Origin of the sequence: Comamonas trifloxystrobinivorans (genome assembly GCF_043359985.1) — a bacterium.
GTDB classification, from domain to species: Bacteria; Pseudomonadota; Gammaproteobacteria; order Burkholderiales; family Burkholderiaceae_C; genus Comamonas; species Comamonas trifloxystrobinivorans.
Genome location: NZ_JBHZGV010000002.1, coordinates 1 through 20,866, shown reverse-complemented (window position 1 = coordinate 20,866; position 20,866 = coordinate 1). Strand labels below are relative to the sequence as shown.

The following is a 20,866-nucleotide window of genomic DNA, read 5'->3' as shown; positions in this document are numbered from 1 at the left end:
TAATTATTTCTTGTAATTGGCATCATACCAATCACCGTAGTAATCACCATATTTCTGACCCGTTGTAGAGGTCTTTTCTCCTTGGCCATAAATTGATCCTATTTTATCTCTTGCCTTTTGGGCATTCCCGTCTTTCTCATAGGCATCATAGGCTTTATTGTACTCAGCGTGATTGCTAGAATTTCCTGCAATTCCGATATTTGGCCCTTTGGAATTCAAAATCTCCCGCTGAACTTTTATATTATTCATGGTCGCCGCCCCCTCATCACCTAGCGGCCCTTTCACATACGCCTCTTTAGAGGATGTGTCAGCCTTGTATTCATATTTTGCATGCCCCACCTCGTGCGCCAGAACTTGCACCTTCTGCCCGGGATCTTTATTCAGGTTTGAATCCAGAATAATTTCCTTTCCTTTTTTATAGGAACCACCTCCAGCAGGCCCATCTTTTATGGTGTAGCCGTCCTTTTTTAATTGTTCTATATCAGCTTGAAGTGATGGCGATTTCTTTGCAATATCTTCAAAGCTGCCGGGGGCTGGCTTTCCGCCATCACCATCGGGAGCCGGCTCTACTAATTCCTGAACTGAATTATCCCCCTCAACAGATAGTTTTTTTGGGGCAGCACAGTTAAGCAAGATTTTTCCACTACGCTCATCCAGCAACTCTGTGAAGCTGATCAGGCCATTCTTGCCCACTATCTCTATTTCTCCAGTGTCCTTGAGTGTCAAGGACGCGGCGCCATCTTTGCCTGCGACCAAGGTAATGCTGCTTCCAGCTTCCAGCCTGATATGTTGACCGGCCTTGATAAGCACCGAGTCATCATTGGCCCGGATGTTGACGTTTTGCTTGGCCATCACAGATGCATCGTTGTTTGTCGACGCCATGGTGATGCGCTCTTTGGCTGTCAGATTGAAGTTGCCCGTTTGTGCGTCGTGAGCTATATCACCACCCGTCACCGTCGTGCGCTGCCCACCAGCAGTGACGTGAGTGAGCATGCCTGCTTTTGCAAGCAGACTCAGCTGATCCTGCGTGGAGGAAACCGTGACGCTGCCCGTGCCACGCATCGTGACCGACTGCCCCGAGCTGATCACCACCGGCTTGGGGCTAATCATGGAGTGCCCCTCGGGACTCACAATGGACACAATGGGCTTGTTGATGTCCTTGGACCGCGTAAGCAGATCATTAGCCCCCGGCAACGCTGGATCGGTATTGAGCGGCATCTGCATCTCGGGTCCCGTTCCTGATTTGCTTCCGGCCGCCGCAAAGGCCTGCATGGCAGCAGCCATGCCGCCCAGCGAGGTCTTCGCAGCCTCTTTTCCCACCATTGAAAGGATGCCGGAGGCAAGCTCTGACATGTGGTCTTTCTTGATATCGTTCAGGCCTGAAATCACTGCATCCATGGCAGATACGGCAGACGATGCTTCCTGCATCAAAGTCTTGCTGTCGGCCAGGTGTTCGCCCAGATGCTCAAAGCCGTCCGGATTGTCATGGGTGATTTTGTTTTTGAAGTCCTGCGTATACGTGGTGATCAGCAAGCCTTTATCCGCGCGGATAGCTCCCCACTCATTGGTTCGTAACTCAAAGCCGTAGCTGCGTTTGGCTTCCGTGCTTTGGTTCATCAGGTAACCCATATGCAAATGGGTGTTGCCATGGTCGCTGGACAACTCCAAATGCTCGATGCCCTTTTGGTCCTCGAAGCGCAGCATGTTCTTGCCCCCACCGCCCTTGCTCCAGTTGGTCTGCGTACCAGATTGGGTCTTGTGTTTGGGCAGCTCCCACGGGGGCATCTGCATGGCGTTGTAGACACGGCCTGTGATGATGGGGTAGTCCGGGTCACCGTTCAGAAAGTCCACGATGACTTCCTGCCCGATGCGCGGGATGTGCATGCTGCCGTAGTTGCTGCCCGCCCAGGTCTGGCTCACACGTATCCAGCAGCTGCTGTTCTCGTCCATGCTTCCGTAACGATCCCAGTGAAACTGTACCTTAACTTGCCCGTATTTGTTACAATATATTTCCTCGCCCGGTGGACCCGTAACCACTGCCGTTTGTGGGCCGGTGGTATGGGGCTTGGGAGTAACGCGTTGACTGCGGTAGGCCGTGCTTTTAGGCACGACGGCAAAGCTGATGCGGTAGGTAGTGCCGCTGTCGATGCCCCCTCGCTTGGCTGCGCCCGAGCCCCCGGCTCCGTCGCTTCTGCGCACGTTTTCTTCAAACCGGTAGTGCGCAGACTCAATCAGGTAGTCCTTATTCTGGTCTGCCCGCGGGTATTTGCTGAAGGTAAAGAGGTAGCCGGGGGCGATGTTGCGGGCATTGCCTTCGCCTTGCGCGATTTCCCGCTGGGCCTTTTGCTGCTCGATGCGGATGCGCGCGTAGTTCTCGCCGTCGCCATGCTCGGTGTAGCCGCCCGGCCATTCGTATTGCTCTCTGCTGTCTTCGCTGTGGCCTGCAGGCTGCTGCTGGCGGGTGGTCAGATCGGCCTTGGGCTTTTCGAAGTCGTAGTCATCGGCTTCAAAGTTGCCAGAGGCGATATCTTCGGCATACACCCATGAATCGATGAAGTCTTCGGAGTGCACATGCGCAGCACGGCTATTGGGGTAATAGGCAATAGTGGTGGGGCCGTTGGGCAAGGGGCTGACAGAGCCAATATCGTCAGCGAGCACCAGCTTGTGGCTGCCGTTGCTGTGGGAGAAGAAGTAGAAGATGCCTTCTTCTTCCATGAGGCGGGAGACAAAGTTGAAATCGGTCTCGCCGTACTGGACCATGTAGGTCCATTCGCGGTAGGAGCCGCTGAGTTTGTCTTCGATGGAGAAGCCGTACTTGCCCAGCACTTCCTTGATGATGTCGGGCGCTTTTTTGAACTGGAAGATTTTGAAATCACTGCGGCGCGTGGCGTGCCACAGCCAGGGGCGCAGGATACTCTCGTAGAGGCTTGAATCGCCGTCTCTGCCGATGTAGGTGAATTGGGTGACTTGCCCAGAGATGAACCGCTTGCCGCTGCCTGCGTCCTCAGTGGTCAGATCAATCTCAATGCTCATGTCCTTGCCTAGCAAGGATTTGGCAGAGATGCTGGGGGAGTCGCTCAGCAGCCGCACCCGGAATTCGAACAGACGTGATAATTGCTCGGTCCCCTCCATCGAGCGAAACTCCAGCTGTTCACCTAATGGACTGTGGGCAATGAATGTGCGATTGGCCATAGGCTAACCCTTAACCCTTCTTTATATTCGATAACTTTTCTTTATCATAGTCAACGTCAACCAAAAATCAATCGCCAATTATGGTGTTGCGGGGTTAAAACAGGCTGCGCCCAGCAATTGCTCAATGAATTGCTCAATGGATCGGCGTGCGATCGCAGCCCTCATCTGGCGTTGATGCATGAGCTACATGAGACGTTTTTGAAGGTAAGGTCAGTAACACCCGTCTACCAGAACAGACATAGCTCAAGATACCAAGACGGCTTGCTCCTGCGGCGGTAACTCAGGAATACAAAAGTCTGAGAGCAAAGGTGCTAATAGCGCGGGCGGCGTATTGCGTATGTCCTGCCCGCCTGGCCGGTCGTAGCGATGGCGGATGAATAGCCCTTTGTCTGGCGTGCTCGCAAAAACGGCTGTGCGGTAGAGATCCTTGAATTCGTTCCAGCAATGCACTCCAAACCGCTCTGTCACTCTGTCTTGGATATAGGGCCAGGCCAGCCGTAAAGCTTTCTCATACGGCCTGCGTTTGAGCATCCAGCTTTTGGCGTCCTTGCTTTTGACCTCTCGGGCTCGCTTGCTGGAAGACTCACCATCTCCCACCGTTACGAACAAACCTTCGTAGGTGTGACCTCTGCGGCTGATTTGGTAGACGCTCACGCGCACACAGACAATCTGGGGGCGCAGGTCATCGAACCAGGCATTGAGCTGATCGCGCCTCTCATGCAACGCAGCTTTGTCCAATTGCATGCTTCCATCTGCATCTGTGCCTAGACCGCTATCCACACAAGGCTGCAGAAGACCAGGAAATGCAGCCTCAGCAATTTGCGTGGCACCAGCATTGAAGGTGGCAAATTGGCTTGGGTACTGCGCCAATAGCTCTTGCCGTGCTGCAATTGCCAACTCCTTGGCTCTATCTCCATGCTCCCGAATGGGAAAATACCTGGTGTGTGTCTCGCCGCAAACACTCAAGGTTGCTCGCCACGCTTTGATCTTCCCATTGAAGAGAATCGTAGATACGCCCGGAATACCGGATTTGTTGTTGGCCCGCCTTTTTGCGCTCAGATCCCGCCTCGTATAGGGGGGCACCAAGCGCATCAACGCATCGCGATACGCCTGGGCCATCAAATGCGCAGACTGTTTACCGCAGTATGTGTTGTCATTAAAGGCGCGAGCAAAGGTCACACCCTGGCGCTTGACAATCACTGCCCACCTGGGTGCATTGGCATCGTTGGCATGAAAGTCATCAATGCGCGTTATGCAGTAACTGCCTTGACTGGAGCATTCCCTAGTTTCCTTAATCTTCATCAAGCATTGATCAACCGAGCAAAAGCGCTATTTTGTCCAATACTTGAACAATTACGCCACTACGTGTTGCAGGTCTGCGGCGAAATCGCCACGGCAATGTGCACGCGCAGCCTGCAAGCAGCGCTGCGCAGGAATTGCACCTGGTTAGCAGCTTACTGGTAACGGGTTGGTGAATTGGTAGCTGGCTGATAGCGGGCCAGTAGCGGGCAGGCTTGAATCATCCGAATCTAAAAATTCTCAATCACATATCCTCAAGGGGATACAGGCATAGATCCGGCGTGATCTGAGCCTGCATCACCCTGGTTTTTCTCTATCCGCATTTCTTCCATCCTCAGCGCCCTTGGCTTCGTGCCAGGGGCGCTTTTTTATGCCCGGAATTTTCATGATGATTCAATGCACACGCTGTAAATCCTTGTCCGTCCATACCAAAAGCACCGCCAAGAAGGTGGGCCAGAACGTCGGCGCCATCGCAGGCACGGCAGCCGGTATTGCCAATGCCGTCCAAGGCGCATCACTGGGCGCCCGCGTGGGCTTTGTCGCTGGCCCCGCAGGCTCGGTGTTCGGCTCCATGGTCGGCGGCGTCATCGGCGTTGTGGCCGGAGGCGCTGTCGGGCGCGAGATCGGAGGCGCCATTGGCGAGCAGATCGACGAATCCTACCTCGATAACTACCAATGCCAGGACTGTGGCCACTCCTTCAAAGCCTGATACGTACAGAACCTATCCAACCAATTTCATTCAGGAGAACCTCACCATGTCTCACCTCATCGAAACCATGGCCTACACCGGCCAAACCCCCTGGCACCAACTGGGCCACGCCCTGCCCAAGAAGCAATCCATCGACACCTGGGCACAGTCCGCTGGCATGCAGTGGAAAATTCTTGAAACGCCAGTCCGCTATCTGGCAGCCGATGGTTCGGGCGCATCCTCAGCACTTTCTCCATCCCTCTATGGCGAGCCCATGGAGTTCCCCGACCAGAAGGTGCTCTATCGCAGCGATACCAAGGCGCCCTTGTCGGTGGTCAGCAACCGATACCAGGTTGTTCAGCCCCGCGATGTTCTGGAGTTCTACCGCGACCTCACCGAAGTTGCAGGTTATGAGCTGGAAACCGCAGGCGTGCTCAAGGCTGGCCGCAAGTTCTGGGCATTAGCGCGTACTGGCAAGTCGTCCGCCCTCAAGGGCGATGACCTGGTCAATGGCTATCTGCTGCTCGCCACCTCCTGCGACGGGACGCTTGCCACTGTTGCCATGCCCACCACCGTCCGCGTAGTGTGCAACAACACCCTGGCCATTGCGCTGCAAGGCGGTGTGAATGCCGTCAAGGTGCCGCACTCCACCAGCTTTGATGCCCAGGCCGTCAAACGCCAGTTGGGTATTGCAGTCGGTCAATGGGATGCCTTCATCTACCAGATGCGCACCTTGGCCGAGCGCAAGGTCAAGAGCCACGAGGCCATGAACTTCTTTCTCAAAGTGCTGTGCGATACCGACAAGCCCAGCATCTCAGGAACAAGCAAGGGCGGTCTCACGAACGAGCGCGCCTTGCAAAAAGCCCAGATGCTCTACGACGGCCATGGGCGCGGCGCGACCAAGGCTGCCGCCCAAGGCACTGCCTGGGGATTGCTGTGCTCTATTACCGAGTATGTGGACCATGAGCGCCGGGCTCGCAGCCAAGACAACCGGCTCGATAGCGCCTGGTTCGGCCAGGGTGCTGCGGTGAAGCAACGGGCGCTCGAACATGCCATGCAGTTGGTGGCTTGAACCAGCAGGCATCTATTACCGGATCACGGTGAATTTTTACCATTCCCGGCCATATTCGTCCAGCCCCAGCCAGAAGCCTTCGCCATTTCCGTGGCGAGGGCTTCTGTGCTTTGGGCGTGCTCTTCTTTCCTTCGGAGGTTTCATGCCTATTAACGTTGTTCCCTCGCAGCAGGCTCCGCAACCTGTTCCTGCCAATCCTTCTGTGTCTCCTATCAGATCGGCTCGCCCGGTCCCGCGCCCCGCACTGCGACTGGTCTCCACCCGGGACATGCCTCGCGAGAGCTGGCTCGATGTGCGCAGACGCGGCATCGGCAGCTCCGATGCTGCTGCTGCTGTTGGTCTCAGCCCCTACCAATCTCAGCTGGAGCTGTGGATGCACAAGACCGGCAAGGCCGATCTATTGCCGCCCATCGACCCCAACGACGAAACTTCTCCGCTGTATTGGGGCACCTTGCTCGAGCCCATTGTGGCCGCCCACTACACCAAGCGTACCGGTCGCAGGGTGCGCCGCGTCAATGCGGTCCTCGGCCATCCCCGCATCCCCTGGATGCTCGCCAACATCGACCGGGAGGTCGTGGGTGATCCTGATGTCCAGATCCTGGAATGCAAGACCGCAGGCATCCATGGTGCCAAGCTCTGGAAGGACGGTGTGCCCGAGTATGTGCAACTGCAGGTCATGCACCAGTTGGCCGTGACCGGCAAACAGGCTGCGGATATTGCCGTGCTGATCGGTGGGCAGGAACTGCAGATTCACCGTATCGAGCGCGATGAGGCCATGATCGCTCAGCTCATTGCGCTGGAAGAACAATTTTGGGGCTGGGTGCAGCGAGAGGAGCAGCCACCGGCTGATGCATCTGACAGTGCCGACCTGGCACTGCGCTGCCTCTATCCGCAAGATACGGGCGAGACCATTGACCTGACGGACGATGCAACTGCCGCGCAGGCGTTCAGTCAACTCGTACAGATCCGTCAGCAAATCAACGATTGGGAGTCCCAGGAAGCGTTGCTCAAGCACCAGATTCAGCAGCGCATGGGCTCAGCCTCCCGTGCCAGCTTTACCAACGGATCCATCAGTTGGAAACGCAGCAAGGAAGGGCAGGCCTTCAATGCAGTGCGGTTTCAAGAGGAGCACCCAGTGATGGCTGCTCGCTACATGCAGCCCAAGGCTGGTTCTCGGCGGTTTCTGGTGCAGGTCAATGAGGTGGGAGAGACCGGCGAAATTGGTGAAGCCTGAGGCCCGTGCCGATAACCGGGCAGTTGGGCATGGTGAGGAAAAAAATAGCCGATGCTCAAAGAGCATGCAGGGGCAAGAAACTGTCAGGGATGGAAAACCACCCCGGCCCGGCGTAAAAATTGGAGTGAAACTGCGCCGCTATTAAAGCATGAAACCCATCCCCCCCTCAGGTCCCGTAATGACTTTCTACTGATTCATTGAATCTATTGATTAACCACCTATCACCGCCATCCATCACCACTTATTGCCCCAGCGCTCGCGCCGGGGCTTTGTTTTTATAAGGAGCCCATTCATGATCCAAGGACTGATGATGACGCCACCGGTCGTTGGCCGAATTGCCATCGGCAAGATGGTCGAGCGCAATGGCAAGCGCTTACCCGAGAAGGATGATGAGTTCACCATCACCACCCAGGTGCAAAGCCGCGCAGGCTGGGTATTGCATCCCATAGATGCAGCGCTGCGTACGCAGCTGGCTGGCCCGGCAGTACACCCCTCAATGACTGCAGGTGCGCCAACTGCCGCAGTGGTAGAGGTGCCCTCAGGCAACAGCGTCCCTCTCAAATCCACTCTGCAAAGCAAGCTGGTCAAACGTGCCAAGGCGCAGAACCTGTCCACAGGACCGATTACCGAGGAAGCCACCACCACCGCTTCGTCGGCCCAAGACACACAGCGCCCGGCAGGCGCGTCCAAACTGCGCAGCATCCCGGTGCGCCTCCTCTTCAATGACCCGAGCCTGAACCTGCGGGCCGCCTACACCCTGTTTGACCGGGCTACGGCCAGGCCCGTCTGTGTGGGCGACGGCGAAAGTTGCAAACGGGTGCGCCAAGGCATTGTGGAGTCTCACCCCTGTCCAGGGCCAGATCACTGTGCGCTCGGAATGGAGGGGAACTGCAAGCTCTTTGGGCGCTTTCATGTGCGCATCGACCATCCAGCCAACCAAGTTGATGCCTGCAGCACCTTTGTGCTGCGCACTACGGGCGTCAACACGGTTCGCACATTGATGGCGCGCATGCAGTACTTCCAGGCGATCTCGGGAGGACTGCTGGCCTACCTGCCGCTGGAGCTGCGCTTGCGGGGTAAATCTACCGCGCAGTCGCATCGCTCGCCGATCTACTACGTGGATCTGTGCGTTCGCCAGAGTTTGAGTCTGGAAGCAGCCGTGCACCAGGCCCTGGAAGCGGCGGAGCATGCCCGGCAGATGGGGCTGGACCAAACCGCCTTGGATGCAGCAGCCCGCGCAGGCTATGCCCAGGGGCTGTTTGCAGAGACTGGGGAAGAAGCCGCAGATGTGATGCAGGAGTTCTATCCTGCCAGAGACCCGCACCAGGATGGCGCTCACCAAGAGGAGGCCCGTCATGGTCAAGAAATCCAAGCATGAGCGTGCGCATGAACCTGTGCCATCACATTCCTTCCATTTGGAGCATCGCTACATAGATGGGCTCAGGTTCGATGGCGTCTGGTCGTATGCTGCGAGAAACAGCGCAGGTGCATGGCGCTGGAAGGCGCTGCCTCTGCCTGAAACTCCATCGGCCAGGGTCAGACTCGGTGGTCCACAAGGCGCTTGGTGGTGCGCGCGGCAGTGCGCTGCCGTGATGAGCACAAGTGCAGTATCGCCACAGTCCCTGGTGAAGACGCAGATGCCGCACTCTGAGCCTGCTGCTCTGGCGCAGGCGCTGCAAGCGTTTCTACCGGATTGTTCTGTCCAGATGCGCGAGTGCGGCGATACGGCAAGCCAAGCCATGGATATCACTGTGAATATGGCAACGGACATGGCACAGGTACTGCAAGCCGGGGGATGCGCCTTGCTGCGGCTGGAAAGCCTGGATCGCAAAGTGGAATGCAATGACAGCTCCCCCAATGTGCGCTGGGCCTGGATGGTTGGTATGGAGGCATGGCACCAAGCCCGTGCTGACAGGCCCATGCAAGGATCCACGAACAGTACTGTCACGGATAGCACCGTACATGCCTTGCTGGTTGTTGGCCCACACTGGCCTGCGCCTTGGGGCAGCGGGTTTGGCGCAAAGCTGCGTCCTCAGGTGGATGGCAGTTGGCGACTTGCCAGCGCAGATGGCGAAGTCATGCATTGCAGGGTGACCGCCTGCATTGCTGTCTTGCCTGCAGTGCCAGTCGTGTCAACAATGCCTGTATCACCCGTAGCGGGTAACTGATGCACCTCGCAGGCATAAATGGCGGGCCTCGTGGCCTGCCATTGTTACTTTGACAGGGTCTCCGTCAGCGGCCACCCCACAACTACTCCAGTACTCCATCACACACCGGCCTCCAAGACCGGCATATCTCTATTCAACACTCCAATTCAAGAGGACATGAACATGAGCGCAACAAATACACAGTCATCTGAAACTACCCAGTGGTTCTACGAAGAAAACGGCCACAAAAAGGGGCCGGTCTCTGGGGACGCCATCGCCCAGCTCATTCGGGCATCCGCCATCTCTCACGGCACACCAGTCTGGAAACAAGGCTTTGCCGATTGGATTCCTATCGAAAACACCGATCTGCGTATGCACCTGGATACCATGAGCCCGCCGCCGCTGTCCGGCGACCATATGAACAACACGCTGGTGTGGGTTCTCGCCTTTGCACCAGTGCTCGGATACATGCTGGAATGGGTGGTTGCGGGAGCCATTCATGAGGGCAACGAGTTCGCAGCCCAAAGCGCCATGGAAGATGCCAAGTACTGGTTCATCACCTTGGGGCTCAATCTCGCTCTGTCATTCGCAGACGAGAGCCGCCTCAGAAAAGCGGGACACGACACCCGCAAGTTCAAAGGCTGGGTGTGGCTGGTACCGGTCTATCTGTACCAAAGGGCCAAGGCGACACGGCAGAGCTTGGCGTATTTCAGTGTCTGGATCATTTGTTTTGTTTTTACCTTGTTGGGCTGAAAAGCGGCTCCATCCACCGCAGGTGCCTGCCCTCGGCATCTGCTTTCCCCACACTCCACCCACACCAATCCCTGCAGTCACGCCCCCCCCCCCGCCACAGTCGCGGGTATCGTCGGTATCACCACTATTGGCGGTATTCGTGGTGTCGGGGGCTGATCTGCATGGATGACTTGCACCACCAGGAAAGCGTTTATGAAAACCACCCTCATCACACTTATCGCCATTGCGGCGGCGGCCATGACCAGCGGCTGTCGCGACTCCACGCCCAATGTGGACATCGAGACCCGGGACAAGGTCAATCCAGTGTTCGGCATCCGGTATGCTCTGGTAAAAGCCAAAGCGACCGAGGACAACGTCGTCGTCAAGGACATCATCGTCAACCGAGGCAAATGCAAAATCGAGAACGTCGATTTTCTGAGCAAAGAGCCCATTCTGCCCAAGAAGCTCAAATTCGGCGAATCGGTCTCGTTTTCTGGGCCATGCGAGGCATCTGAGGTGGAGGTCGTCACCAACACAGGCAGCTGGATCGAGTCTTATTGATGCCCGAGCCAGTGCAGCCTACGGCATCATTTTGAGCACAAAGACGTGGTTGCGCATCATGCGCTGGACGGCAAGTTCTGCGCCGTGAGGTTCTGCGCCATCAGATGACATTCGAGGTGAAGTGCACACCCTCCCCACGAAACACTGGGTCACATCTAAAGTGCTGTTCCCTGCCATTTTTACCTTTGCAACGACTACCGCGCTTTATGCGGTTTGCCTCGCCTCTGACAGTCCTGCTCGCTCTCTTGTGCCCATGGGAGCGCAGAGCGCTGTGCCCCCAGGCCCAAGAGCCTGCGGGCAAACCAAGGGGTACGTCTTCTTTTTTTCTAGCGTGGTCTGCTCGCCTCTAATAACAGTACCGTTAGTGCGCAGGACTACTTGCTGGCCTTATCGGCTTTACGCTTGGCGTTCTTGGGATCGACCACTGCCTTGAACTTCGCGCCTGGCACGAACTTGGGCACTGTTGCAGCAGGAATCTTGAGCGCAGCGCCCGTGGACGGGTTCTTGCCGACTCGGGCTGCACGTTTGACCGACTTGAAAGTGCCAAAGCCAACCAGTTGCACCGGATCGCCTTTTTTGACAGCCGTCTGAACGGTCTCAATCAGCGTGTCGAGCACATCGCTGGCTACTCGCTTGGACAGGTCATTCTTGGTGGCCAGGATTTCCACAAGTTCTGCACGATTCACAATGGAGCTATAGGTAGAAATAAAAAAATTTGCTTTATAGCGCATATGCACGCCGTGGACCTGATCGCCCAGGGCTTTGATCATATGCAAATTGCTTACACTTAGCTTGTAGTAGTTCTACTTAACATCGAATTTTGTAATTTTGGAGACTTCGTACTTTTCATCTTGAGTAACTGCTTCGCCATCTGGCTGTACAACAAAGGTATTCTTCAAAAGAAAGCCTCTATATGGCGGAGTTGCGGCGTACCATTCTGTCCTACTTATAAGTCTAGGCTTTATGCTATTGTCATGATAGGTAACTTTTTGCCTAACTTCAAATTTACAAGTTTCAAACCTTCCCATGGCAGTTTCTACGACTTCGCGACCTACATAAGTTCTGTCGTGAACAATATTAGTCGAAATGTCCAATGGCCCTGGATCGGTACTGGTTTGGTAGTTAGTTGAAACGACCTGATGACTCACCTCTCCTGGCTGCATTCGGAAGGGACGTCGAAATGGAGGGGTGCTCCATCCAATCATGTCACCATTCTGGATGCCATACTCAAGGAGCGTGTCTTGGTCAAGGTAGTACAAGTTCCCGCCATTAGAAATGGCTCCTTGCACAACAGTCGACACCTGAACCAAGGCTGGGGTTTGCGAGGTTGCTGCGTATGGCGTAACTTGCCATACGAAAGGAATAGATACATCCCCCACTTTCCGCTCATATTCAACAGTGGATCCGGGTTTATACAGCCCCCGGTTGAAGCAGTCTTCAGAATCTGCTTGTCCTATGGGCGCACTACCTCCACCTTCAGCAGCCTCATCGCCTCCCCCCCCACCGCCACAAGCAGTCAACAAAGCAGCACTCAAGAGGCTAGAGAAAGCGATTGCACGAAACGAACAGTGGTTCATGATGGTTGTGGTTAAATTTTTCCCACCATCTTAATTTAAAGATTGTGTCAAAAATCACACATTGATAGAAATACCTAACGATCTGTGTCAAAGAACTCCTGCCAATTTAACTCTGGCAAATGCCCGCACTAGTGGACTTTTTGCTGGGTGCGGGTGAACGAGGACCACCCCAAAAAGACATTCATCCATACCACCGCAAAGCACTCTGCCATGCACCAAAGCCCAAGGCATCAAGTGGGTTAACCACTTCTCTCGCAGCCAAATTCTGCTGGATACATTACCTTATGCGTCATGAGTAGTCGGACATTCGCTTGCCTTCACTGTCGCAAGCTTCAACGAAAAGACCAAAACATTGAGACGGTCATCTGTCCACTTTGCGGTCAGGAGAGTGTTCGAGTCCATTGGAAGCTTCACGTACCTTCTCCGAAAAAAAATTAAGAAGTGGAACTCATTTTGGAATCGCTACTTGTTTGAGCTTCGGCAGATCGAAGAATTCAAATGCAACCCGAGCATTTCGGAGATTCGCCTACAACTCTTGAACCAGGTATTCCGCCGCCAATCTCGGTGAAAGCGCAACTGATGCTTTGGTATGACCTTGTCTACCTGGGCCATACAAAAGTTGCGCGGCCCGGTGAATTCGTAGGTTGAATGCCCGCTCTCCTTACCGTCAGCGGTAGCTCCTGGCCGATAGTGAATGTCGCAGTTCGACCCATAGCAGCCATCGGCGGATTGCTTCTCACAGCACTTCGACGACTGCAGTTTCAGCATGAATTTGGAAGTCAAGCCACGCGATAGGGAGAAACGTGGAAATGCCTTCTATCCCGTACGATCTGAAGCTGCCACCAGTAAGTGGCTCGACTTTCTCAATCACATAGGCTGGACTGAATCCGGCCGGAGCTTGAGGCGGGCCGATGTACTCAGTTACTTCGAGTCTAGCTCGCGATACGTTGTGGAAGGTCGCCCGGATGCGGTGCATTCCCTGTTCGCCAAGCACAAACACTTGGGAAGCCACAATAGATACAGTTCGCCCTGCAACGCCTATGCTCTCAATGTTGCTTTCCGTCCAATGCAATTTGTCAGGCGTCACCAGGCGTTCTCCTCATCCGCTTTTGGCCGATTACCGCAGTCACTGTCGACCCGAAGCTGTCGTCAAGCTTTGCTCACGGCAGACGTTCCAACCACTCAGAATGCGTCCATCCAGCCCTGAGAGTCCATGTACTTAAGGAAGTCGTCCAAGCGAGACCGGTCAACCTCCAAGATTGCAAGATTACCCCCTTTGTGGTGCTCCTTGATCGCTTCGACTGAAAGCAATCCAGGCGCGCTTGCCAAGGAGGCCGATAGTGCAGCCTTCTCCTCCTTGGGATCTGAGAAAGACTTACTCTTGTGCAGGTAGCGAGGGCCTATTTTCATTGGTTGGATGTCAGCAGTTGGCCGAACTCAGTCCCAACAAGCAACTAGCCGCTCCAGCAGTGGCTCTACAAAATGCTTCCCCTGCAGTTGCTCCCGCCATCGCTCTGGAATGGCATCCTCTCCGTATAGCAACCCGGCCCATCCTCCGGCAACACACGCGGTAGTGTCTGTGTCATTTCCAAAGGAAATAGCACACCGCACGCAATCCTCGAAAGTATGAGTGCGAAGAACTGCAGCCACGGAGGACCAGAAACAATCGACCACATAGCCACTTCCGTTTGGTGCGTCCAGCCTACCATCTAAAAAGATGCGAAGCTCATGTCTTTCCACTCCTGCAGTTGTATCTTCGAGGTACTCTTGAGCATCATCCAGAGCCCTCACGAATCCTTGACCTTCGAGCAATCGTGCAGAAATCAGGGTCGACAGAGAGCAAGCGAGCAACGACCTTGCATGCCCATGTGTCGGAAGACTCTGCCTACGTGCCCGATCGATGAGCACGCCATCATCGGCCGCAGGTAGTAGCGCAGCCGGAAGCACTCTCATAAGTGATCCATTGCCGTTGTTTTGCTCTTCGTAAGGGCCACTCTGATTTGGTGGTACACCTCGCGCAAGACGAGCAAGTGCTTCCTGTGTCTGAATGCCAATGTCGAACACCCGACCATCAGGAGTGAGTTCGCCCGAGACGCTCCAAGAATGCAGACCTTTGGCGAACCGTTCCTCGATGGCAGCATCTCCTTCAAGCAAGACCCTGAGCAGATGCAATGCCTGTGCGCCATCGTCGCTCCAGGTTCCCTGTGGAACTCCCTGGTGTGCCCGTTGAAAGCCCACGGGTGGGGTCATCTCAATGAGATCAGGTAATGGTAGCTCTGCCGCACTAGAGAACTCGTAAGGCACACCTAATGCATCACCAACAAGAAAGCCATAGACGGCACCGCGAAGGCGCGAACGCCTTGACGGGGGGACAGTTGAGGAGGCTTGCATTGGTATGAGCGTCTTAGGGCTGAGCATGCATTGGGTGACGGCTCTTGGCCGATAGTGAATGTCGCAGTTCGACCCGCAGTGAAAATTCATCCCGGCGCGAGGCAGACTTTTCTTCAGCCTTGCAACTCAACATGGGTGTCGGTTAAGGCGACTCCGTCGAATGAGGTGACACAGAGCCAATGGCCCCAGAAGAGATCGCCGACTTCGTAACTGAGTTCAAGCATGCCAGTGCCGGTTGCGTACAGACCCGTTAGGGAAAGTGCCTCGACGAACTGCTCCTCTCTGAGCATCGGCTTCTCAAAAGCCGTCGTTGATCTATCTGGCCGAGCAACTGCACCGAATCTCCAATCGTTGTTATATGACGCCAAACACTCGGCTGCGGCTAGCAGTTTGCAGCTAGCATCAAGTTCCGGAAGTATTGAAACCGCATTCGCTGCCAAAGAAAGAGCAGATTCGCATGAAGCACCATCGGGATTCACGCGAATATCTATCTTCATCCCACCTACACCGATAGAGCCTTCCAGGATGTATGATATCTTTTCGCTGGGCTCAAGCCGACCAAGAACTAGATGATGAACAGCCTCTAACCTGACGGGTGGCAGCCTCTCTTTTAGTCCAAACAAAATTACCTCCTTTTGGCAGCTGCTTCTGGCTGGAAGTCGCCGATTGGCATATTAGGCCGAGCGTCGTACAAGTGCCTGCAGGCTCTCATACGTATATCCGTGCCGATCAGCAATGAGTCTATTCGCTAGGGCGAGCGAGCCCTCGAATATTGACCCACCCCCCGCCAAAGAAAGCAAGGCATTCGCGATGTCAGTTGCTCCGACCGCCTCAAAGGCCTCAGCGAAGGTGCGCATCGCAGGTAGTCCGTATCGGTGAATAAGCCCCTCAATGCCGTCCTTGTCGCAGTAGACCTCTGCTTCGGAAATCGCGAAAACAAGCCGCTGAACTCCAGCCAGAGACTCCAACCCATATCGCTCACCGCGCTCGACCGCAAGTTGAATAACAGAATCAGATTTCATGATGCTAGGAAGTCGGTATTGATGTCCGCTCATGGCCGATAGTGACTGTACCAGTTCGACCAACATGAGTCATCCGTTCCAATAAGCTAAACGCTATTTCTTAAAGCAAGGATGTTCTTTCCCTTCTCTGGGTCTTCGGGCGAAAAACACTGTAGCGATCCATCCTGAGAGTCGATAAACAACCGTCCACAAGATCCACATTGCCACATCGTGCGGGTCGGCGTCTGGACTATTTTTCTTGCGTGCATATATGCATCATCTTTGCTTAATTTGCCGCTGAAGATTGAATCAATGATGGCACTGTCGATAGTGTCAAAAACATTGAACCAGCCTTGATCAGGCGTTAAATGTGCTTTGTTGGGTAGGTAATCCGTACCATCAACAATGAGAGAACCACAGCGGCATGGAATTTTCAAAGTAAAGCCTCAGGTTAGTATTGCCGGAGTGTTCCCGCAGTATTCTAGTGCGCATCAAAGGACTGCTATTGGCCGGATGCGGCTCAAAGCGGAAGTTCACGCTTTTGGCGACGAAGTCGTCACCTATCTAGCACTACTAACGATGATAAGCTGCTCAGGGCCGTCCAACTAAGCCATTTCTTGGTCGCAAAGCGAAGTACGGCCAACGATGGTTTCCGGCTTCAACAAGGCCCCCGGGGCAACCACAGAGTTTGCCCCATGGCGACATCCGTCCCCAACAAGAGCGCGGGCGTGTCCGGAATTTTGTGTAAACGGGGCGGACTTCAGTTTGCGGAGATGCGATCCCCAAACTGAATGGTAAACCGGGTCAATGCTGCCTTCCAGTCTCGAATCGGCATGGTCCACTTCTGGCTGATGTTGCGCAGGGCCAGATAGAAGAGTTTGGTCAGCGCCTCGTCGCTCGGAAACGATCCGCGATTCTTGGTCAGTTTTCGCAGGCTCATGTTGACCGATTCGATGGCGTTGGTCGTGTAAATCACCTTCCTGATTTCCGGCGGATAGTCAAAGAACGGCGTGAGCCGTTCCCAGTTCCTACGCCATGACTGGCCAATCGGCAGATACTCGGCATCCCAGCGGGCCTCGAACTCACCTAAGCGCAGTTCGGCATCAGCGACGGTTGCTGCCTCGTAAATGCGGCGCAGGTCGGACGCCACTTCCTTGCGGCGTTTCCAGGAAACATAGTTCAGGCTGTGACGCACCATGTGAACGATGCAGAGCTGCACCACGGCCTTGGGGAATACCGCCTCGATGGCATCAGGGAATCCCTTGAGCCCGTCGACGCAGGCGATGAAGATGTCCTGCACGCCCCGGTTGCGCAGTTCCGTTACCACCTGCAACCAGAACTTGGCGCCCTCGGTTTGCGCCAACCACAGGCCCAGCACGTCCTTCTCGCCGTTCATGGTGATGCCGATGGCCAGGTACACGGCCTTGACCCGCACCGCGCCGTCGCGCACCTTCACATGGATGCAGTCCATGTAGACGATGGGATAGAGAGCGTCCAGCGGGCGTGCCTGCCACGCCTTGACTTCATCGGTCACAGCATCGGTGACGGAGGAAATCAGGCTGGGCGAAACTTCGGTGCCGTACATTTCCTCCAGATGGCTCTGGATCTCGCACACCGTCATGCCACGGGCGTACAGGGAGATGATCTTGTCGTCGAATCCGCTCCATCGCGTCTGGTGCTTCGGGATCAACTGGGGTTCAAAGGTGCCTTGGCGGTCCCGGGGAATCTCGATGGGCAACTCGCCGAATTCCCCCTTGAGGGTCTTCTTACTCTTACCGTTGCGGGTATTGCCGCCGGTATTGGCCACCGCCTCATGACGTTGGTGACCCAGATGTTCGGTCAGCTCGGCATCGAGCGCCTTCTCGACCAGCAGCTTGGTGAGCTGCTTGAGTAGCCCGTTCTCACCGATCAGGTCTTCAGGCTTCTTGTAATCGGCCAGCAGGCTGGCCAGCAGTTCTTGGGGTACTTCGTGCTTCTTGGTTGTCATTGTGTTTACGGACATGCAGGCCGCAGCCTGCGGTGGATTGTCCATTTACACAAAATCTTGCACACCTTCGGAAGTGCAGCCCAGCGAGTACTTGCGGTAACCGCTCCCTTGCTCAAGGCGTTGACCGTGGCCGCATGCGCGGCAACGCCAAGGTTCGCGCTCTTGGTGAGCCTATTCTGCGGACAACAGCATGCTATCTACCTTTTGTAACATTTGAATCCGCCGCTCACGTGGAAACATGCCTTTGTCCATTTGAATGAACGCTTCACGCACTGCCGCGTAGCGCTGTGGGTTAACGGCCTTGGCCAGCAGCAAACTGCGCATCGCTAGGTGTTCTATCGGACCGCCTGCAGAAGGGTTGGTGTCAGCCAAAGGCTTTTTGTTGACCCACTCTTCTACCTCAGCCAGATCGCCAAATCGTTGATAGAAGGGCAGCGCCCTTTGCTCAAAGACATTCGATAACTCTTGTCCAATACGCGCAGCATCTTCATTCATCGATTCAGGCACCACATGCATTGGAACCGCATCCTGCCCCAGTGGAGGGCGCCAATTGAGCGTCCACGTCTGGCGTTGATTGTCTTCGCCGTAGACCATGCCCAAAGTATTCCACGGGATCTCTATCCTGTCATGGCGCACTTCCACATAGCACTTAATCTCAAAAAACCGCCCCTTGGCGGTGCCTTGGTTGACCACTAAAAAGGCATCATGCCCATAGCCTTGGTTGCGCACGAAATAACCCCAGTCCTTGCACAGCTCAAAACCATACCGCTTGAGTGTGGCTTGCATCGTATTGCAAATTGCGCGCTCAATCCGATCCATATACTTAGTTTCCTGGTCTGTAGATGGGCACCGGCCCTGTCTGAATGTTGACGAGGGAATGAGGAAGAATCGTTCCTTTCGGAGCACGAATATCACCGCCTCTCAACCCAGTCACCAATCCCCCCTATTGCTTCAATGCTGTGCAATGCGCATCTTGATTCACTGTCAACCGTGCGTTGGGCGAGAGCTTATAGTCGATCAAGTCCCAGCCGCCATCAGCACGCAAGCCCAATTGGTCAAGTCGCACGCTACCCCGCAGCAAGTTACACTTGCTATCAAAGGCTCGTACGTAGAGCTGCGTGGCGGTTCGCCCACCATAGAGCGAATAACTGTCGAGTAAACCTTGGTTGGCCTCGAAGCGGATACCCATTTGCATCTTATCTGCACCAATAACACTAGAAAGATAGTTGTTACTGGTAAGTGCATAGGGAGACTGCACGTCCATTGTGCCTGAGCGTTGAGCCCCCAAGAAAGATGGCACAGCTCCTTTCATAGCGGCAGCAGACATCAGTAAGCCATCGGCAGCGCTGCCTACGCCCAAAGTCATCTCTTGAGTGGCTGCGCTCGCTCCTGCCAAGTTAGCAAGCCCGTATGCCCCGCCCCCCAGCGGGCTTGCTGCTGCCCGAGCTATCAGGGCATAACGAGGATCAGCTCCATACATCGCATTAATTTGCGCAGCCTTTTGCTGCGCATCTGGCACTGTGTATGTCGCCCAATCGACCAGTTTTCCCACCGTACCCAGCGGGTCTTGGGTCAGTCCACCTGCAATTTCTCCAAATTTTCGCCAAGCGTTATAGTTGGAGGGGCCGCTGAGCGGTCGGAGGCACGCGACCTCTTAGTAAACCAATATCTGCACCACGCAAGCCGGTCACTAGTTGTGGCCCGTCAAGAGGTTATTTGCAGATCTGAGCCTGGACATCGGGGCGATATCACCGATGCCGCTGTGCGGCCTGTGCCAGTTGTAGTGATGCAGCCAGCTCGCCAAGGCATTGGTTCGTTCGGCTGAGTTCTGGTACGTCCAGCCATAGGCCCACTCACGTAGCGCTGACTGGATGACCCGCTGCAAGTGCAGCGGGTGTTGGACAAGTATCGGCCTTGGATTCGGGAACTATATAAGGACTAAGCGGCAACTTAGCGGCGACCGTACGACAACGAACATCAGCGGCTTCAAGGCCACGCAAGCGCCCGACAGGGCACAAACTACATCACTACCCCCCCTACATCCAGCAACGCTTGCCGCAGTTCGGCCTCGGTGAGGTTGAAACCCCGGTTCTTTTTCTTGTTGTGGCAAAAGTAATCCACCGTACCAGTGGTGGCTGAGAGTTTCTCGCGCTGGTGCACCGCCAAATCAAGAAATTCTTTGAATTGTCCGGACCATTCCCGCTCTAGTTTGGATGCCGCAAGATGCCGATCGTATGGCACTACAAACTGTGGCCAGGGAGCGAACTTCTGGCGCTGGATGTCCACGCTAAAGAAGCGGCACAAGTCCAAGGTGGCCTGCGTGAAGTCGCATTCGATCAACTCGCCTAGGGTGTCATAGGTCTTGGACACCGGGTCGATATTGGGATCGCGCCCGAAGTCCACGCCCAGGAACTTGCCTTTGAAGGTGCAGCGTTCGTATCGGTTGCCGAAGGCAATCGCTGCATAAGAGACATTGACTGACGCGAGAAACGTTGAAAGGAAAGCTGGAAGTATTTGAACGCTCTACGGCGACATCACCTAGGGCTGGTCATGTCCTTAATCAGTGTCTTTCACAACCGCTACGGACGACAATAAGGCAAACGCCGCTGAAGCCCTCAAAGCCGTACAGGTCTCCCAAACCGTGGATCAGAACAGAGCAGTGATTTCTCACTGCTCTTATGCTCTCCTGCCCTGCCCTGCCTAGTTGTAGCTGCAACCAAAGGTGTGAAAGCCTTGGTTGTACTCCTTGGTCTGCATCTTCGCAAAGTAGCTCAGCCGGTGGAACACGCAGAGAAATGATGCAGCATCATCTCTGGTGATGTGATAAGTCGGATTTTTCGGAATATGGATATAACCTCGCATGTCATCCGTGTACATGCCAAGAGCAGATGCCCAAGCCCCATGGATCGGTAATCCCCCCGCAATTCCAGCGCGCTGAGAAGTAGAGACTCTCACAGGAGAATCTCTACCATGAAGAAATCACGT

General features: G+C 55.0%; 22 protein-coding genes and 1 pseudogene. 8 read left to right on the top strand and 15 right to left on the bottom strand.

Features of this window, described 5'->3' with window-relative positions:
* Positions 1 to 3: 3 nt before the first annotated feature.
* Together ACFIQF_RS01745 and ACFIQF_RS01740 are read right to left on the bottom strand one after the other, a co-directional pair.
* Entirely contained in the window at positions 4 to 3,192 is a 3,189-nt protein-coding gene (locus ACFIQF_RS01745; RefSeq protein WP_393939547.1) for a type VI secretion system Vgr family protein, read from the bottom strand.
* A 243-nt stretch (positions 3,193 to 3,435) separates the two neighbouring features.
* A complete protein-coding gene (locus tag ACFIQF_RS01740; RefSeq protein WP_393939546.1) occupies positions 3,436 to 4,371 on the bottom strand; it encodes an AP2/ERF family transcription factor in 936 nt (311 codons plus the stop codon).
* A gap of 51 nt (positions 4,372 to 4,422) precedes the next feature.
* Between ACFIQF_RS01740 and ACFIQF_RS01735 the strand changes: the two genes are divergently transcribed.
* The 8 genes from ACFIQF_RS01735 (at position 4,423) to ACFIQF_RS01700 (ending at position 10,925) form a co-directional block, all read left to right on the top strand.
* The gene (locus tag ACFIQF_RS01735) at positions 4,423 to 4,656 is read left to right on the top strand and encodes a hypothetical protein (protein ID WP_393939544.1); all 234 of its coding nucleotides are present in this window, start codon (positions 4,423 to 4,425) and stop codon (positions 4,654 to 4,656) included.
* Positions 4,657 to 4,906: 250 nt separating this feature from the next.
* On the top strand, positions 4,907 to 5,200 hold the full coding sequence (locus tag ACFIQF_RS01730) for a hypothetical protein (protein WP_393939543.1): 294 nt from the start codon (positions 4,907 to 4,909) through the stop codon (positions 5,198 to 5,200).
* A 46-nt stretch (positions 5,201 to 5,246) separates the two neighbouring features.
* Complete coding sequence (locus ACFIQF_RS01725; RefSeq protein ID WP_393939542.1) at positions 5,247 to 6,251, top strand: DUF932 domain-containing protein; 1,005 nt, start codon at positions 5,247 to 5,249, stop codon at positions 6,249 to 6,251.
* Positions 6,252 to 6,393: 142 nt separating this feature from the next.
* Positions 6,394 to 7,485 carry a YqaJ viral recombinase family nuclease gene (locus ACFIQF_RS01720; RefSeq protein WP_393939540.1) on the top strand — a complete coding sequence of 364 codons (1,092 nt, stop codon included), beginning with the start codon at positions 6,394 to 6,396 and terminating at the stop codon, positions 7,483 to 7,485.
* Between the two features lie 292 nt (positions 7,486 to 7,777).
* The gene (locus ACFIQF_RS01715; RefSeq protein ID WP_393939538.1) at positions 7,778 to 8,863 is read left to right on the top strand and encodes a recombination directionality factor; all 1,086 of its coding nucleotides are present in this window, start codon (positions 7,778 to 7,780) and stop codon (positions 8,861 to 8,863) included.
* Positions 8,841 to 9,653, top strand: coding sequence for a hypothetical protein (locus ACFIQF_RS01710; protein ID WP_393939537.1), 813 nt, complete (start codon positions 8,841 to 8,843; stop codon positions 9,651 to 9,653). Before ACFIQF_RS01715 ends, ACFIQF_RS01710 begins: the two co-directional genes overlap by 23 nt.
* A gap of 162 nt (positions 9,654 to 9,815) precedes the next feature.
* The gene (locus tag ACFIQF_RS01705) at positions 9,816 to 10,385 is read left to right on the top strand and encodes a DUF4339 domain-containing protein (RefSeq protein ID WP_393939536.1); all 570 of its coding nucleotides are present in this window, start codon (positions 9,816 to 9,818) and stop codon (positions 10,383 to 10,385) included.
* 192 nt (positions 10,386 to 10,577) lie between these two features.
* Positions 10,578 to 10,925, top strand: coding sequence for a hypothetical protein (locus ACFIQF_RS01700; RefSeq protein WP_393939534.1), 348 nt, complete (start codon positions 10,578 to 10,580; stop codon positions 10,923 to 10,925).
* Positions 10,926 to 11,299: 374 nt separating this feature from the next.
* Here the strand turns inward: ACFIQF_RS01700 and ACFIQF_RS01695 are convergent, their stop codons facing one another.
* From ACFIQF_RS01695 to ACFIQF_RS01640, 13 genes and pseudogenes are all read right to left on the bottom strand, one after another.
* Complete coding sequence (locus tag ACFIQF_RS01695; RefSeq protein ID WP_393940008.1) at positions 11,300 to 11,611, bottom strand: HU family DNA-binding protein; 312 nt, start codon at positions 11,609 to 11,611, stop codon at positions 11,300 to 11,302.
* Positions 11,612 to 11,728: 117 nt separating this feature from the next.
* Positions 11,729 to 12,502 carry a hypothetical protein gene (locus ACFIQF_RS01690; RefSeq protein ID WP_393939532.1) on the bottom strand — a complete coding sequence of 258 codons (774 nt, stop codon included), beginning with the start codon at positions 12,500 to 12,502 and terminating at the stop codon, positions 11,729 to 11,731.
* Between the two features lie 736 nt (positions 12,503 to 13,238).
* Positions 13,239 to 13,589, bottom strand: a complete 351-nt coding sequence (locus tag ACFIQF_RS01685) for a hypothetical protein (RefSeq protein WP_393939531.1) — start codon at positions 13,587 to 13,589, stop codon at positions 13,239 to 13,241.
* Between the two features lie 350 nt (positions 13,590 to 13,939).
* Positions 13,940 to 14,893, bottom strand: coding sequence for an ADP-ribosylglycohydrolase family protein (locus tag ACFIQF_RS01680; protein WP_393939529.1), 954 nt, complete (start codon positions 14,891 to 14,893; stop codon positions 13,940 to 13,942).
* Positions 14,894 to 15,006: 113 nt separating this feature from the next.
* A complete protein-coding gene (locus tag ACFIQF_RS01675) occupies positions 15,007 to 15,516 on the bottom strand; it encodes a DUF2262 domain-containing protein (RefSeq protein ID WP_393939527.1) in 510 nt (169 codons plus the stop codon).
* Between the two features lie 51 nt (positions 15,517 to 15,567).
* Positions 15,568 to 15,981, bottom strand: coding sequence for a hypothetical protein (locus ACFIQF_RS01670; RefSeq protein ID WP_393939525.1), 414 nt, complete (start codon positions 15,979 to 15,981; stop codon positions 15,568 to 15,570).
* Between the two features lie 20 nt (positions 15,982 to 16,001).
* Positions 16,002 to 16,331: a hypothetical protein gene (locus ACFIQF_RS24625; protein WP_489672284.1), complete on the bottom strand. Its 330-nt coding sequence runs from the start codon at positions 16,329 to 16,331 to the stop codon at positions 16,002 to 16,004.
* Positions 16,332 to 16,654: 323 nt separating this feature from the next.
* Entirely contained in the window at positions 16,655 to 17,881 is a 1,227-nt protein-coding gene (locus ACFIQF_RS01665) for an IS256 family transposase (RefSeq protein ID WP_393940006.1), read from the bottom strand.
* Between the two features lie 171 nt (positions 17,882 to 18,052).
* A complete protein-coding gene (locus ACFIQF_RS01660; RefSeq protein ID WP_393939523.1) occupies positions 18,053 to 18,700 on the bottom strand; it encodes a hypothetical protein in 648 nt (215 codons plus the stop codon).
* 124 nt (positions 18,701 to 18,824) lie between these two features.
* Positions 18,825 to 19,433, bottom strand: coding sequence for a hypothetical protein (locus ACFIQF_RS01655; protein WP_393939521.1), 609 nt, complete (start codon positions 19,431 to 19,433; stop codon positions 18,825 to 18,827).
* Positions 19,434 to 19,571: 138 nt separating this feature from the next.
* A pseudogene (locus ACFIQF_RS01650) lies at positions 19,572 to 19,763 on the bottom strand (integrase core domain-containing protein); the annotation flags it as partial.
* Positions 19,764 to 19,900: 137 nt separating this feature from the next.
* A complete protein-coding gene (locus ACFIQF_RS01645; protein WP_393939520.1) occupies positions 19,901 to 20,284 on the bottom strand; it encodes a hypothetical protein in 384 nt (127 codons plus the stop codon).
* Between the two features lie 297 nt (positions 20,285 to 20,581).
* Positions 20,582 to 20,836: a YagK/YfjJ domain-containing protein gene (locus tag ACFIQF_RS01640; protein ID WP_393939519.1), complete on the bottom strand. Its 255-nt coding sequence runs from the start codon at positions 20,834 to 20,836 to the stop codon at positions 20,582 to 20,584.
* Between the last annotated feature and the right edge of the window lie 30 nt (positions 20,837 to 20,866).